Origin of the sequence: Pseudoduganella sp. UC29_71, from assembly GCF_042693265.1 — a bacterium.
GTDB lineage: Bacteria > Pseudomonadota > Gammaproteobacteria > Burkholderiales > Burkholderiaceae_D > Rugamonas.
In genome coordinates, this window is the sequence record NZ_CP170549.1 from 5,229,430 (window position 1) to 5,242,583 (window position 13,154).

General features: G+C 67.3%; 12 protein-coding genes and 1 pseudogene. 5 read left to right on the forward strand and 8 right to left on the reverse strand.

What is annotated here, in order from left to right:
* Nucleotides 1-83: 83 nt before the first annotated feature.
* Together ACFJI2_RS23195 and ACFJI2_RS23200 are read left to right on the forward strand one after the other, a co-directional pair.
* On the forward strand, nt 84-440 hold the full coding sequence (locus ACFJI2_RS23195; RefSeq protein ID WP_377702097.1) for an ArsR/SmtB family transcription factor: 357 nt from the start codon (nt 84-86) through the stop codon (nt 438-440).
* Nucleotides 437-1,561 (forward strand): SRPBCC domain-containing protein, encoded by a 1,125-nt coding sequence (locus ACFJI2_RS23200; protein WP_377702098.1) that lies wholly within the window; start codon nt 437-439, stop codon nt 1,559-1,561. Before ACFJI2_RS23195 ends, ACFJI2_RS23200 begins: the two co-directional genes overlap by 4 nt.
* Here ACFJI2_RS23200 and ACFJI2_RS23205 read toward each other — a convergent pair.
* A complete protein-coding gene (locus tag ACFJI2_RS23205) occupies nt 1,558-2,052 on the reverse strand; it encodes a DNA-deoxyinosine glycosylase (protein ID WP_377702099.1) in 495 nt (164 codons plus the stop codon). The genes ACFJI2_RS23200 and ACFJI2_RS23205 overlap by 4 nt on opposite strands.
* Before the next feature lie 76 nt (nt 2,053-2,128).
* Between ACFJI2_RS23205 and ACFJI2_RS23210 the strand changes: the two genes are divergently transcribed.
* Genes ACFJI2_RS23210 through ACFJI2_RS23220 form a run of 3 tightly spaced genes read left to right on the forward strand, consistent with a single transcriptional unit; the run spans nt 2,129 to nt 4,038 of the window.
* On the forward strand, nt 2,129-2,566 hold the full coding sequence (locus ACFJI2_RS23210) for a DUF962 domain-containing protein (protein WP_377702100.1): 438 nt from the start codon (nt 2,129-2,131) through the stop codon (nt 2,564-2,566).
* Between the two features lie 45 nt (nt 2,567-2,611).
* Complete coding sequence (locus ACFJI2_RS23215; RefSeq protein ID WP_377702101.1) at nt 2,612-3,553, forward strand: DMT family transporter; 942 nt, start codon at nt 2,612-2,614, stop codon at nt 3,551-3,553.
* Nucleotides 3,550-4,038, forward strand: coding sequence for a GNAT family N-acetyltransferase (locus tag ACFJI2_RS23220; RefSeq protein ID WP_377702102.1), 489 nt, complete (start codon nt 3,550-3,552; stop codon nt 4,036-4,038). The genes ACFJI2_RS23215 and ACFJI2_RS23220 overlap by 4 nt, the downstream gene beginning before the upstream one ends.
* Here ACFJI2_RS23220 and ACFJI2_RS23225 read toward each other — a convergent pair.
* The 7 genes and pseudogenes from ACFJI2_RS23225 to hutU form a co-directional block, all read right to left on the reverse strand.
* The gene (locus ACFJI2_RS23225; RefSeq protein WP_377702103.1) at nt 4,028-5,569 is read right to left on the reverse strand and encodes a glycine betaine ABC transporter substrate-binding protein; all 1,542 of its coding nucleotides are present in this window, start codon (nt 5,567-5,569) and stop codon (nt 4,028-4,030) included. The genes ACFJI2_RS23220 and ACFJI2_RS23225 overlap by 11 nt on opposite strands.
* A gap of 63 nt (nt 5,570-5,632) precedes the next feature.
* On the reverse strand, nt 5,633-6,901 hold the full coding sequence (gene hutI, locus ACFJI2_RS23230) for an imidazolonepropionase (protein WP_377705891.1): 1,269 nt from the start codon (nt 6,899-6,901) through the stop codon (nt 5,633-5,635).
* Nucleotides 6,901-7,497, reverse strand: coding sequence for a HutD family protein (locus ACFJI2_RS23235; RefSeq protein ID WP_377702104.1), 597 nt, complete (start codon nt 7,495-7,497; stop codon nt 6,901-6,903). Before ACFJI2_RS23235 ends, hutI begins: the two co-directional genes overlap by 1 nt.
* Entirely contained in the window at nt 7,497-8,861 is a 1,365-nt protein-coding gene (locus ACFJI2_RS23240; RefSeq protein WP_377702105.1) for a formimidoylglutamate deiminase, read from the reverse strand. Before ACFJI2_RS23240 ends, ACFJI2_RS23235 begins: the two co-directional genes overlap by 1 nt.
* A complete protein-coding gene (gene hutG, locus ACFJI2_RS23245) occupies nt 8,858-9,658 on the reverse strand; it encodes an N-formylglutamate deformylase (RefSeq protein ID WP_377702106.1) in 801 nt (266 codons plus the stop codon). The genes ACFJI2_RS23240 and hutG overlap by 4 nt, the downstream gene beginning before the upstream one ends.
* Before the next feature lie 21 nt (nt 9,659-9,679).
* A complete protein-coding gene (hutH, locus tag ACFJI2_RS23250) occupies nt 9,680-11,236 on the reverse strand; it encodes a histidine ammonia-lyase (protein WP_377702107.1) in 1,557 nt (518 codons plus the stop codon).
* Between the two features lie 10 nt (nt 11,237-11,246).
* Nucleotides 11,247-12,963, reverse strand: a pseudogene (gene hutU / locus ACFJI2_RS23255) (urocanate hydratase).
* Between the last annotated feature and the right edge of the window lie 191 nt (nt 12,964-13,154).

Consider the following 13,154-nt stretch of genomic DNA (forward strand, 5'->3'; position numbering starts at 1 on the left):
CGGGAAGGCTTCAGGCCGAGGATGGCTATAGTTCAAACGGAATCCGCTTGACGCCGATCCGGCACCGGCCTATATTAACCCTTATGGGTGAATATAACACATCACGGCTCGATGAGCTTTTTGCAGCGGTGTCCGACGGCACGCGGCGCGCCATCCTGGCGCGGCTGGCGGAGTCGGATGCGCGGGTGACGGAACTGGCCAGCGCCTTTCCAATCTCGCTCAATTCGACCTCCAAGCACATCCGCATCCTGGAACGCGCCGGGCTGGTAACGCGCACCGTGCAGGGCCGGGAGCATGTGCTGTCCCTGAACGCCGCGCCGATGGCGGAAGCCGCCGAATGGATGGAGTTCTACCGCCGCTTCTGGGACAGCCGCCTGGCGGCGCTGGAGGATTTCGTACTCAAGAAACGCAAGACGGACAACCCCGGGAGCAAGCAATGACACCAGCACAAAACAGCAGCAATGAAGCCACCATCGCGGGCACCATCGCGGGGACCATCGTAATCAGGCGCACCATCCCGGCCACCGTCGACGAACTGTTCGACGCCTGGCTGGACCCGGACAGCCTGGCACAGTGGATGCACCCCGGCAGCACCGTACGCAGCACGGCGAGCGTGGATGCCCGCGTCGGCGGCGCCTTCGAAGTGGTGATGCATACACCGGACAAGCCCTTGCGCCACCACGGCGAATACCGCCACATCGAGCGCAACAAAAAGCTCGCCTTCACCTGGATCTCGGACGCCACGCGGCACACCGAAACACTGGTCACGGTGGAATTCAAGATCGCCGCCAACGGCACCGAAATCGTGCTCACGCACGAGCGCATGCCCGGCCACGAAGCCGGCAAGGCGCACGCCCAGGGCTGGACGCTGGCGTTCGATTTGCTCGCGGACCTGGTCGCTCCCAAGCCGCTCGTCCTCACCACCTTCGACTGGGTGCCCGAGATGCCGAGGGGCTTCGTGCGCGACATCCGCGTGCGCTGGGCGCTGGAAGAAGCCGGCCTGCCCTACCGCGTGCGAAGCGTGCCGTTCAGCGACAGGAATGCCGACCATTTCTCGCACCAGCCCTTCGGCCAGGTGCCGTGGCTGAGCGACGGCGACCTCTCCATCTTCGAGACCGGCGCCATCCTGCTGCACCTCGGCGAACGCAGCACGACGCTAATGCCGGCCGACCCGCGCGGCCGCGCGGAAACCGTGGAGTGGCTGTTCGCCGCCCTGAACTCGGTCGAAATGGCCAGCCTGCCATGGGCGCTCATGCACTTCTCGGGCAACAATGACGGTTCACCGGGCTGGAACATGATGGACAGCTTCCTCAAGAAATCCCGTCTCCCCCACCTGGAACCGGTACTGGCCGAGCGCGAATGGCTGGCCGGCCCCTTCTCCATCGCGGACATCCTGATGGCCGACGTACTGCGCCTGGTGGACCGCTTCGACGGCCTGGCCGAGTCCCCCGGCTGCCGCGCCTACGTCGCCCGCGCCACCTCCCGTCCCGCCTTCATCAAAGCCCACGCCGACCAGATGGCGCACTTCGCCGCAGCCGACGCCGGCATGACCGCCCGCTAAAGCAGCATCCTCCACTGCTCCAGCTTTTGCGCCAGCGTCAGTGATGCGTGGGCTGGCGAGGTGGAAGGCAGCACCAGCGTGCGATATCCGGCGGCGGCGAACTGCGGGGCGAACTTGCCGGAAGTCTGGCCGTTGAAGCCCACCGTCTCCAGCAGCGGACAGAGCTCACGCAGGCGGGCGAAGTCGTTGGCGGCGGGTTTGCGGATGGCGGAGTCCAGGCTGCCTTCGCGCTCGCAGGCGCCCAGCACATCCCACAGGCCGAAGCCGTGCGCCAGCAGGCGCGGCAGGCGCTCGCCGTACGGCAGTTGCGCCAGCGGCTCGCCCGTCAGCGCCGACAGGATAGGCCACAGCGCATTGCGCGGGTGGGCGTAGTACTGCTGCGCGGCCAGCGAGGCGGCGCCGGGGAAGCTGCCGAGGATCAGGATGCGGGTGCGGACGTCGATGACGGGGGCCAGTCCGGCCAGCGCCAGGGGGTCTTGTTTGTTCGTCATGAAGTCATAGTATGACAGGTTCCAGTGTAGAATCGGACGGTAGTACTGAACAATAACAATGCCGGAGATTGCGAGCATGAGTGAACCCCGTCCCATCGATGTCCTGTTGGCCAAGTATAGCGAAAGCCATCTGAACCACACCAACGAGATCATCCATTTCGTGTGCGTGCCGGCCATTGTGTTTTCCCTGCTGGGCTTGATCTGGAGCCTGCAACCCATGGCGGCGCTGGGGGTGGTGCTGCTGTCGCTGGCGTACTATGTGCGGCTGTCGATTCCGTTCGCGGCCGGCATGCTGGTGATGTCGCTGGTGATGCTGGGCGTGCTCTCGGTGCTGCCGCCGCCGACCATCTTGCCGCTGTCCATCGCCATCTTCGTGCTGGCCTGGATAGGCCAGTTCATCGGCCACAAGATCGAAGGCAAGAAGCCGTCCTTCTTCGACGATGTGCGCTTTCTGCTGATCGGCCCGCTGTTCGTGCTGAGCTTCCTGTACCGCAAGCTGAAGCTGGCCTACTAAGTTAGCCATCAAGCAAGACATGTGGAAAATCCGTATACTGCCCGGATGTCCTCGCCTATCCTCTTCGCCATCGCCTGCCTGATCTGGGGTTCCACCTTCTGGGCCATCACTTTGCAGCTGGGCGATGTCGCCCCGGCCGTCTCCATCGTCTACCGTTTCGGGCTGGCCTCGGCCACGCTGTTCTCCTGGTGCCTGCTGCGCGGCGACCGCCTGCGCATGCCGTGGAAGGTGCAGCGCTGGATGATGCTGCAGGGCGTGGCCACCTTCGCCATCAGCTATGTGTGCACCTACACGTCGGAGCAGTACCTGGTGTCCGCGCTGGTGGCGGTGCTGTTCGTGCTGATGGTGTTCTGGACGCCGATCTGCAACCGCTTCATGTTCGGCACGCCGCTCACGTGGCGCATGTGGAGCGCGGCGGCGGTGTCGATCTGCGGCGTGATCCTGCTGTTCTACGAGCCGATCAGCCATGCCTGGAACGATATCCTGGCCGGCGGCAGCGGCCATTTCCTGCTCGGCCTGGGCTTGGCGCTGTGCGCCACCGTGGCCAGCACGATCGGCAACGTGGTGGTGGTGAAGGTGCGCGAGGAGTCGTCCAATGTGTTCCTGACCATGGCCTGGGCCATGTTCTGGGGCACGCTGGCGGTCGCCAGCTGGGCCTTGCTCACCGGCGTAGAGTTCCGCCTGCCGTCGCGCCCGAGCTACTGGGCCGGCCTGCTCTACCTGTCCCTGTTCGGCTCCGTGATCGCCTTCGGCGCCTATTTCACGCTGATCCACCGCATCGGCTCGCAGAAGGCGGTGTACATCGGGGTGGTGACGCCGGTGATCTCGGTGCTGCTGTCGATCCAGCTGGAACACTACCGGCCAGGTGCCATGGAGTGGTTCGGCATGGTATTGTGCCTGTCCAGCGTGGCCTGGGCGCTGAAAGCGCCGTCGCCCGCGAAGAATGAACCATCCATCCCTTTAGAAAGCAAACTCGAAGCGCCATGAATTCAACTAGTCTGACCATCCGCCCTGCCCTTCCTGAAGACGTGAACGCCATCTTTGGCATGATTTTCGAACTGGCGGTGTTTGAAAAACTGGAGCACATGGTGGTGGCCAACGAGGCCAAGCTGCATGAGAGCCTGTTCGGCGACCATCCGGCGGCCGAGGCCATCGTGGGCGTGGAGAACGGGGAGGTGGTGACGTTTGCGCTGTTCTTCCATAACTTCTCCACCTTCCTGTGCCAGAAGGGCTTGTACCTGGAAGACCTGTACGTGAAGCAGAACTGCCGTGGCAAGGGCTATGGCAAGCAGATGCTGGTGGCGCTGGCGCAGCTGGCGGTGGAGCGCAACTGCGGCCGCTTCGAATGGTCTGTGCTGGACTGGAATGAGAACGCGATCAAGTTCTACCAGGGCATGGGCGCGACGGTGATGCCGGACTGGCGCATCTGCCGCGTGACCGGCGATGCCTTGTCGCAGCTGGCTACCGACTAAATTTTGCCGCAGGCGCCGCCAGGCGTTCGAGCAGTTCAAACAGGCCTTGAGTGAGCAGGGCCAATGCGGCGGCGGGCAAGGCGCCTGCCAGCAGCATGTCGTTGTCGTTCAGGGCCAGGCCTATGGTGATGCGTTCGCCGTAGCCGCCGGCGCCGATAAAGGCCGCTATCGTGGCCGTCCCCACGCTCATCACCGCGGCCGTTTTCACGCCGGCCAGGATCACCGGCATGGCGAGCGGCAGCTCGACGTGCACCAGCTTGTGCCATCCTCTTAGTCCCAATGCTTGCGCGGCCAGTTTCAGGCCGGGCTGTACCTGGCCTATGCCGGTGCAGGTGTTGCGCACGATGGGCAGCAGGGCGTAGACGAACAGCGCCACCAGGGCGGGGCCGGTGCCGATGCTGCCCAGCAGCGGGATCATGATGGCCAGCAGGGCCAGCGAGGGGATGGTCTGCAGCATGCCGGTCAGCGCCAGCACGGTTTGCCGCAGGCGCGGCGCGTAAGCGGCGAGCACGCCGAGCGGTATGCCCACCGCGCAGGCCAGCGCCACTGACAGCAGCACCAGCGTGATGTGCTGGCGGGTGAGGGGCCACAGGTTGGCGTCGAAGATCTTGGCGAGCAGGCCGGGGCGCGGGGCGGCGGCTGGGCTGGCCGGAAGCGGGGAGGCGGCGGCGGGTGCGGCGGCGCGGCGGGCGGCGGGGGTGGCAAGCCAGGCGCTGGCGACGGCGGCGAAGCTTTTGCCGTCTACTTCGGCGGCCGCGTTCATGGCGATCATGTCGGCGGCGGAGATGCGGCCTTCGAGTTGCTGGATGGCGCGCCAGGCGGCGGGGAAGCGCTGGGCCGCGTCCAGGCGGTAGAGCAGTACGGCGTCGTAGCGCGGGAAGTAGCCTTTGTCGTCGTCCAGCACGCGCAGGCCGTATTGGCTGATCTTGGCGTCGGTGGAGTAGATGTCGATCACGTCCACCTGCTTGTGCGCCAGCGCTTCGTAGGCGATGCCATGATCAAGGCCGACCGGTTTCTGCGGCAGGGCATAGCGCTGCGCCAGCCCCGGCCAGCCGTCCGCGCGGCCGATGAATTCGTGCGACAGGCCGAACTTGTAGCCGCCCTGCCCCGCCAGCCCGCTCAGCGTGCGCACGGCGCCGCTGCCGCCATCGCCGCGCGTGGCCAGCGCATAGGTGTTGTTGAAGCCGAGCGGCACCGCCACGCCCAGGCCCAGCGGCGCCAGGTCGCGCCGCAGCTGCTCCAGAGGCGCCGGGCTGCTGCGCTTGAGGATTTCCAGGGCGATGGTGCCCGTGTATTCGGGATAGACGTCGATCTTGCCGGCCTGCAGGGCGGCCAGCACGATGGCGGTGTTGCCCAGTCCTTGCTTGTGCTCGGCCTTCACGTGCGGCGCGGCGGTCTGCGCCAGCACTTCGCCGAGGATGTACGACTCGGTGAAGCGCTTGGAACCGATGCGCAGCACGCCGTCGTCGGCTTGCGCCGGTGCGGCTGCGGCGGCAACTGCCAGGAGGACGGCGAGGCGGGTCAGATGCATAAGATGGCGGAAAGGGCTGGCGACCGCGTTAATGTACACGATCGCCGGCACCGCCGGGTCCAATCAGCGCGGAGCAGCAGCAGCAGGAGTGGCAAAGGCAGCGGCAACCTGCGGGGCGCGCAGCACGCCGCCGTTGACCACGCCCCGACACGGGTTGTAGCCGAAGGAATAGGAAAGGTCCGCCGGGCGGGCGATGTTCCACAGCGCGAAGTCCGCGCGCTTGCCCACTTCCAGCGTGCCGATGTCGTGCTGCCGTCCCAGCGCACGGGCGGCGTGCACGGTGCAGCCGGCCAGCGCTTCCAGCGGCGTCAACCGCCACAGGGTGCAGACCATGTTCATGGCCAGCAGCAGAGACGTCATCGGCGAAGTGCCGGGGTTGTTGTCGGTGGCGACCGCCATCGGCACGCCGGCGGCGCGCAATGCGGCCACTGGCGGCGGCGTGGTGTCGCGCAGGAAGTAGTAGGCGCCGGGCAGCAGCACGGCCACCGTGCCGCTGGCGGCCAGGGCGGCGATGCCGTCTGCGGTCAGGTGCTCCAGATGGTCGGCCGACAGGCCCTTGTAGCGCGCCACCAGTTCGGCGCCGCGCTGGTCCGACAGCTGCTCGGCGTGCAGCTTGACCGGCAGGCCCAGGGCGGCCGCTGCCTGGAACACGCGCTCGGTCTGCGCATTGCTGAAGCCGATGCGCTCGCAGAAGGCGTCCACCGCGTCCACCAGCCCTTGCTCGGCCAGCAGCGGCATCATGGCGCACACTTCGGCCACGTAGTCGTCCACCCGGCCGGCGAATTCGGGCGGCACGGCGTGCGCGCCGAGGAAGGTGGTGGCCACGTTTACCGGCAGCTGCCGGCCCACGCGGCGCGCCACCCGCAGCATCTTCGCTTCCGACTCCAGCGTGAGGCCGTAGCCGGATTTGATCTCCAGCGTGGTGACGCCTTCGGCCAGCAGGCTGGCGATGCGCGGCAGGCTTTGCGCGTACAGTTCCTCGTCCGTGGCGGCGCGTGTGGCGCGCACGGTGGACATGATGCCGCCGCCGGCTTTCGCTATGTCCTCGTAGGTCGCGCCGTTCAGGCGTGCTTCGAATTCGTCGCTGCGGTTACCGGCGTGAACGATGTGCGTGTGGCAGTCGATCAGGCCCGGGGTGAGCCAGCAGCCGGCGCCGTCATGCATGGCGGCCGCACTGCCGGCCGCCGCCGCATCGGCCGCCGCGCCCAGCCAGGCGATGCGGCCATCCTTGACGGCGATGGCGCCGTTGCGCAGCTCGCCGTAGCCACCGGCACCGGCACCGGCGCCCGCCATGGTGGCCAGGTGCACATTGGTGTACAACACGTCCCACATCATTGTTCTTCGTCTTCCTCGTTGGGGATGATATCGACGATGAACACGGTGGCGCTTGCGGCCTCCATGGTCCACACGTCCTCGGTGCTCAGCACCAGCGCGTCGTAGCGCACCATGGCCACGCGCTCGTCGGCGCTGATCATGGTCAGGCTCTCGCCGTCGGCCAGGAATACGATGGTGGTGGGGCTGCGCCGCTCCAGCGTGGAAAAGTCGCGCACCACGCGGCGCTCCAGCTGGTGGGTACAGCGCGCGCGCCGCGTCATCACATTGAAATCGGTGGTGGGACCGTCGCTGACGGTGGCCGACACAGCAATCTCGCCCGGGAAAGCCACCACCGGCTCGCGCTCGCTGAGCGCCACCTTGCGCTCATTGCCCACGTCCAGCACCACGCACGGCCCGTTCACCAGCGTCAGCGTGCGGTCGATGCCGGGAAAGAGCGAGAACGGCCCGCTCTGCGAAATCGTGGCCAGGCTGATGCGCCAGTCGAAGTTGTCAAAGGTGGCGCCGTTGGGTGCGATGGCGATCTCGGTGGTGCTGCCGCCGCCGTTCTTCCACGGCGTGGCGTGCAGGCTTGCGTACTGTATCAGCTTGCTCATTACCGGAACTCCCGCAGTTCGGCCAGCGTCTGTTTGAAGCGCGCGGTGATGGCCGGTTGCGCCGCGTGCCTCTGCTCGCGCACCACCCACTGGCCGCCAGCCAATACATGCTTCACCAGATTGTCGTTACCGCTGAATACCAGGGTGCCGAGGACTTCGTCCGCCGCCAGCCCGTACAGATTCGGGTGATCGCCGTCGAGCACGACGATGTCCGCCCGCTTGCCTGCTGCCAGCGCGCCCACCGCGCGCCCCGCCGCCTGCGCCCCGCCCTGCAAGGCGCCCTGCCACAAAAAGTCGCCTACATTGCGCTGCGCGGCCGACACCGCGATGTTGCGGCGCTGCTGCTGCAGGCGCTGGCCGTATTCCAGCCAGCGCAGTTCTTCGACGGCGCTCTGCGAAATATGGCTGTCGCTGCCGATGCCGAAACGTCCGCCCTGGGCCAGGAAGGGCTCGAGCGGGAACAGGCCGTCGCCCAGGTTGGCCTCGGTGGTCGGGCACAGGCCCGCCACTGCGCCGCTGTGCGCGATGGCTTGCACCTCGGCCTCCGCCAGGTGAGTGGCGTGCACCAGGCACCAGCGGCTATCCACTTGCACCTCATCATACAGGTATTGCACGGGACGGCGCGCGCTGAAGTCCAGCGATTGGCGCACCTCGGCCTGCTGCTCGGCGATATGGATGTGCACCGGGCGATTGTGCGGCAAGCTGGACAGCACTTCCTTGATCTGGGACACGGAAGCGGCGCGCAGCGAGTGCGGCGCCACGCCGACCTCGGTTTGCGCGTCGCGCAGCGCTTCCAGCTCGCCGATAATCTTCAGCACGTCCTGCGCGTCGGTCTTGAAGCGCTGCTGCTCGGGCTTGAGCGGCGCCTCGCCGAAGCCGGCGTAGCTGTACAGCACCGGCAGCATGGTCATGCCGATGCCGGCCAGCCGCGCGCCGGCGATCACGCGGGCGGCCGTTTCGGCGGCGCTGGCGTACAGGGCGCCGTCCGGCGCGCGCTGCACATAGTGGAATTCGCACACCGAGGTGTAGCCGTGGCGCAGGCATTCGCTGAACAGCTGCGCGGCGATGGCTTCCATGTGCTCGGGCGTGATGTTGCGGGCGAAGCGGTACATCAGGTCGCGCCAGGTCCAGAACGAATCCGGTCCGTCGCCGGCTTTCTCGGTCAGGCCGCCCAGCGCGCGCTGGAAGCTGTGCGAGTGCAGGTTGATCATGCCGGGGATGGCATATTCGGCCAGCTCCACGCCGGCCGGATGCAAGGCATTGGCTGTGACGTCGCTCAGCTCGCCGGCGGCATCCCATTGCAGCAGCACGTCCTGCGCCCAGCCGGCCGGCAGCAGCGCGTTTTTGGCGTACAGCGCGCTCACGCCTGCGCCCCCTTCCCGGCCCAGTCGGCGGCGGCCTGCGTCAGCTGGCGCAGCAGCGGCTGCACCTGCGCGGCCAGGTCGGGACGGTAGCCGTACGGCGCCGTCTCGTCCATATAGGTGGACTGGCACATCTCCAGCTGGATCGCATGCACGTTCTGCGCCGGCTTGCCGTAATGGCGCGTGATGTGGCCGCCCTTGAAGCGGCCGTTCACGGCCACCGTGTAGCCGCCGTGCGCCCGCGCCAGCGAGGCGATGGCGTCCGTCATGCCGGGCGCGCACGAGGCGCCGTCGGCGGTGCCGAAGTTCAGGTCCGGCAGCTTGCCGTCGAAGAAGCGCGGCACCACGGACGCGATGGAGTGCGCGTCCCACAGCACCACGCGGCCGTGCATGGCCAGCAGGCGGTCCAGCTCGGCGCGCAGCCGGTCGTGATATGGCTTCCAGTACAGCCGCAGGCGGCGCTGCACTTCGGCTTTGTCGGGCGCGCCGCCTGCCGGGTACAGCGGCTCGCGGCCGAAGGTGTCGACCGGGCACAGGCCGGTGGTGTCCTGGCCCGGGTACAGATTGGTGTTCTCGGGCGGACGGTTCAGATCGATCACGTAGCGCGACCAGCGCGCCGACAAGGTCGAGGCGCCCATCTCCCGCAGGAAGCCGTACAGCTGCACCAGGTGCCAGTCGGTATCGGTCTTCACCGCTGCGGCGGGCGCGAAGCTGGCCGCGATATCGTCCGGGATGTCGGTGCCCACGTGCGGCATCGACACCAGCAATGGCAGGCTGCCTGCCGTGAATTGATAGTCCATCTGCTCGTCCCTCCGGGCCGTTTAAGGATGCAGCGGCGTGAACAGGTTCTTGCAGGTCGCGCTCAGCTCACCCTTCAGCACCATCTGCTTGGCCGCCTCGATGTCCGGCGCGAAGAAGCGGTCGGCGTCGAAGAACGGCACTTGTGCGCGCAGCTGCGCGTGCACGTGCTCCAGCTGCGGCGAAGTCTTCAGCGGCCGGTGGAAATCGATGCCCTGCGCCGCCGCCAGCAGCTCAATGCCCAGGATGACAGCCGTATTGTGCGCCATGTCGTCCAGGCGGCGCGCCGCGTAGGTGGCCATGGACACATGGTCTTCCTGGTTGGCCGAGGTGGGGATGGTGTCCACGCTGCCCGGATGGGCCAGCGACTTGTTCTCGGACGCCAGCGCGGCGGCGGTCACGTGGGCGATCATGAAGCCCGAGTTCACGCCCGGGTCGCGCACCAGGAACGGCGGCAGGCCGGACAGGGTGGCGTCGATCAGCAGCGCGATGCGGCGCTCGGCGATGCTGCCGATTTCGGCGATGGCCAGCGCCAGCGTGTCGGCCGCGAAGGCCACCGGCTCGGCGTGGAAGTTGCCGCCCGAGACCACCACGGCGCTGTCGCCTTCCTGGAACAGCAGCGGGTTGTCGGTGACGGCGTTCGCCTCGATCAGCAGGGTGCGGCTGACGTTAGCGATGAGGTCCATGCACGCGCCCATCACCTGCGGCTGGCAGCGCAGGCAGTACGGGTCCTGCACGCGCTCGTCGCCCACCAGGTGCGAGGCGCGGATGGCGCTGTTGCTCACCAGTTCGCGGTAGATGGCGGCGGCGGCGATCTGGCCCGGCTGGCCGCGCACTTCATGCACGCGCGCGTCGAACGGCGAATCGCTGCCCTTGGCGGCGTCCAGCGACAGCGAGCCGGTGACCATGCCCGCTTCCAGCAGGCGCTCGGCCATGAACAGGCCGTGCAGCGCCAGCGCGTTCGACACCTGGGTGCCGTTGATCAGCGCCAGGCCCTCTTTCGCGGCCAGCACCACGGGCGCGACATTCGCGGCCTTCAGCGCGTCGGCAGCCTGCACCAGTTCGCCCTTGAAGCGCACCTCGCCCACGCCCATGATGGCCAGGGTCATGTGCGACAGCGGCGCCAGGTCGCCCGAGGCGCCGACCGAGCCTTTGGCCGGGATGGCGGGCACGATGCCGGCGTTGTACAGCGCCAGCAGGGTGTCGATGATGAGCGGGCGTACGCCGGAGTAGCCGCGCGCCAGGCTGCCGATCTTCATCAGCATGATCAGGCGCACTACGGCGTCCGACAGCAGCTCGCCGGTGCCCACGGAATGCGACAGGATCAGGTTGCGCTGCAGCTGCTCCAGCTTCTCGTCCGGAATGCGGGTCTTGGCCAGCAGGCCGAAGCCGGTGTTGATGCCGTAGGCGGCATCGCCCTTGGCCACGATGGCGCGCACGGCGGCGGCCGACGCTTCGATCACCGGATAGGCTTCGGCGGCCAGCGCCACGGGCGCGAAGGCGTTCCACGCGGCGCGCAGTTCGGACAGGGTCATCTTGCCAGGGTTCAGGGTCCAGGCTTGGGTGGCGGTTTGAGTCATGGGGTATTCCTTATTTGATCATTGGCAGGTTCAGGCCATTGCGCTTGGCGCAGGCGATTGCCGTTTCGTAGCCGGCGTCGGCGTGGCGCATCACGCCCGAGCCGCTGTCGTTCACCAGCACGCGCGCCAGGCGCTTGGCGGCGGCGTCGGTGCCGTCCGCCACGATCACCACGCCGGAGTGCTGCGAATAGCCCATGCCCACGCCGCCGCCATGGTGCAGCGAGACCCAGGTGGCGCCGCCGGCGGTGTTGAGCAGCGCGTTCAGCAGCGGCCAGTCGGAGACGGCGTCGGTGCCGTCCTTCATGCTTTCTGTTTCGCGGTTAGGGCTGGCGACGGAGCCGGTGTCCAGGTGGTCGCGGCCGATCACGATGGGCGCTTTCAGTTCGCCCTTGCGCACCATCTCATTGAAGGCCAGCCCGGCAATGTGGCGCTCGCCCAGACCCAGCCAGCAGATGCGCGCCGGCAGGCCCTGGAAGGCGATGCGCTCGCGCGCCATGTCCAGCCAGCGGTGCACCTGCGCGTGGTGCGGGAACAGCTCCTTGATCTTGGCGTCGGTCTTGTAGATATCCTCCGGGTCGCCGGACAGCGCCACCCAGCGGAACGGGCCGCGCCCTTCGCAGAACTGCGGGCGGATATAGGCCGGCACGAAGCCGGGGAAATCGAAGGCGTTTTCCACGCCCTGGTCGAAGGCCACCTGGCGGATGTTGTTGCCGTAATCGACCACCTTCGCGCCCAGCTGCTGGAACTCCAGCATGGCCTGCACGTGGGCGGCGCAGGAATCGGCCGCGGCGGCCACCAGGCGCGCGTGGCGCTCGGGGTCCTGCTGCGCCGCTTTCCAGTCCGCCACGCTCCAGCCGCGCGGCAGGTAGCCGTTCACCAGGTCGTGCGCCGAGGTCTGGTCGGTGACCAGGTCCGGCACCATGCCGCCGGCATCGCCGCCTTCCTTGGCGCGCTTGACCAGCTCCGGCAGGATCTCGGCCGCATTGCCCAGCAGGCCGATGGAGACCGCGTCCTTGCGCTCGGTGTGGTGCTTGACCAGCTTCAGCGCCTCGTCGATGGAAGCGGCCTGCTTGTCCAGGTACTTGGTGCGCAGGCGGAAGTCGATGCTGCTCTGCTGGCATTCGATGTTCAGCGACACGGCGCCGGCGAAGGTGGCCGCCAGCGGCTGCGCGCCGCCCATGCCGCCCAGGCCGGCGGTCAGGATCCAGCGGCCGGCCATGTCGCCGCCGAAGTGCTGGCGGCCGGCTTCGGCGAAGGTCTCGTAGGTGCCCTGCACGATGCCCTGGGTGCCGATGTAGATCCAGGAACCGGCCGTCATCTGGCCGTACATGAACAGGCCGGCGCGGTCCAGCTCATTGAAATGCTCCCAGTTGGCCCATTTCGGCACCAGGTTGGAGTTCGCCAGCAGCACGCGCGGCGCGTCCTCGTGGGTCTGGAACACGCCGACCGGCTTGCCGGACTGGATCAGCAGGGTCTGGTCCGCTTCCAGTTCCTTTAGCGACGCCAGGATCTGGTCATAGCATTCCCAGTTGCGCGCCGCGCGGCCGATGCCGCCGTACACCACCAGGTGCTGCGGATTCTCGGCCACTTCGTTGTCGAGATTATTCTGCAGGCGTGCGATAGGCCGCTTCCGCGCCCCAGGTCTTGCAGACACGCTCGGGGCCGCGCGGGGCGCGGATGTTGCGGGTGGCATCGAAACGTGGGTCGTTGGCGAGGGAAGTGCTCATGTCGTCTCCTTGGTAGCAGGTGATGCGGAGGAGCATGGGATCGCCACGCGCCCGCCGCGCATCTTCCCAGCATAAGTTGTCTATACAACCAAGTCAACCCATTTCTGTGTCCCAAAGCGAGCTGAGCCGCATTCGGGGTCTGACCCCGAATGCGGCTCAGCTCGGCATAAGGCTCGGCTCGGCTCGGCTCG

Excerpts from the sequence above, each read along its gene's own strand:
- hutG (WP_377702106.1), bottom strand. The coding sequence starts at position 9,658 with ATGGACTATCAATTCACGGCAGGCAGCCTGCCATTGCTGGTGTCGATG.
- ACFJI2_RS23215 (WP_377702101.1), top strand. The coding sequence starts at position 2,612 with ATGTCCTCGCCTATCCTCTTCGCCATCGCCTGCCTGATCTGGGGTTCC.
- ACFJI2_RS23225 (WP_377702103.1), bottom strand. The coding sequence starts at position 5,569 with ATGCATCTGACCCGCCTCGCCGTCCTCCTGGCAGTTGCCGCCGCAGCC.
- ACFJI2_RS23195 (WP_377702097.1), top strand. The coding sequence starts at position 84 with ATGGGTGAATATAACACATCACGGCTCGATGAGCTTTTTGCAGCGGTG.
- ACFJI2_RS23205 (WP_377702099.1), bottom strand. The coding sequence starts at position 2,052 with ATGACGAACAAACAAGACCCCCTGGCGCTGGCCGGACTGGCCCCCGTC.
- hutH (WP_377702107.1), bottom strand. The coding sequence starts at position 11,236 with ATGACTCAAACCGCCACCCAAGCCTGGACCCTGAACCCTGGCAAGATG.
- ACFJI2_RS23200 (WP_377702098.1), top strand. The coding sequence starts at position 437 with ATGACACCAGCACAAAACAGCAGCAATGAAGCCACCATCGCGGGCACC.
- ACFJI2_RS23210 (WP_377702100.1), top strand. The coding sequence starts at position 2,129 with ATGAGTGAACCCCGTCCCATCGATGTCCTGTTGGCCAAGTATAGCGAA.
- ACFJI2_RS23235 (WP_377702104.1), bottom strand. The coding sequence starts at position 7,497 with ATGAGCAAGCTGATACAGTACGCAAGCCTGCACGCCACGCCGTGGAAG.
- ACFJI2_RS23220 (WP_377702102.1), top strand. The coding sequence starts at position 3,550 with ATGAATTCAACTAGTCTGACCATCCGCCCTGCCCTTCCTGAAGACGTG.
- hutI (WP_377705891.1), bottom strand. The coding sequence starts at position 6,901 with ATGTGGGACGTGTTGTACACCAATGTGCACCTGGCCACCATGGCGGGC.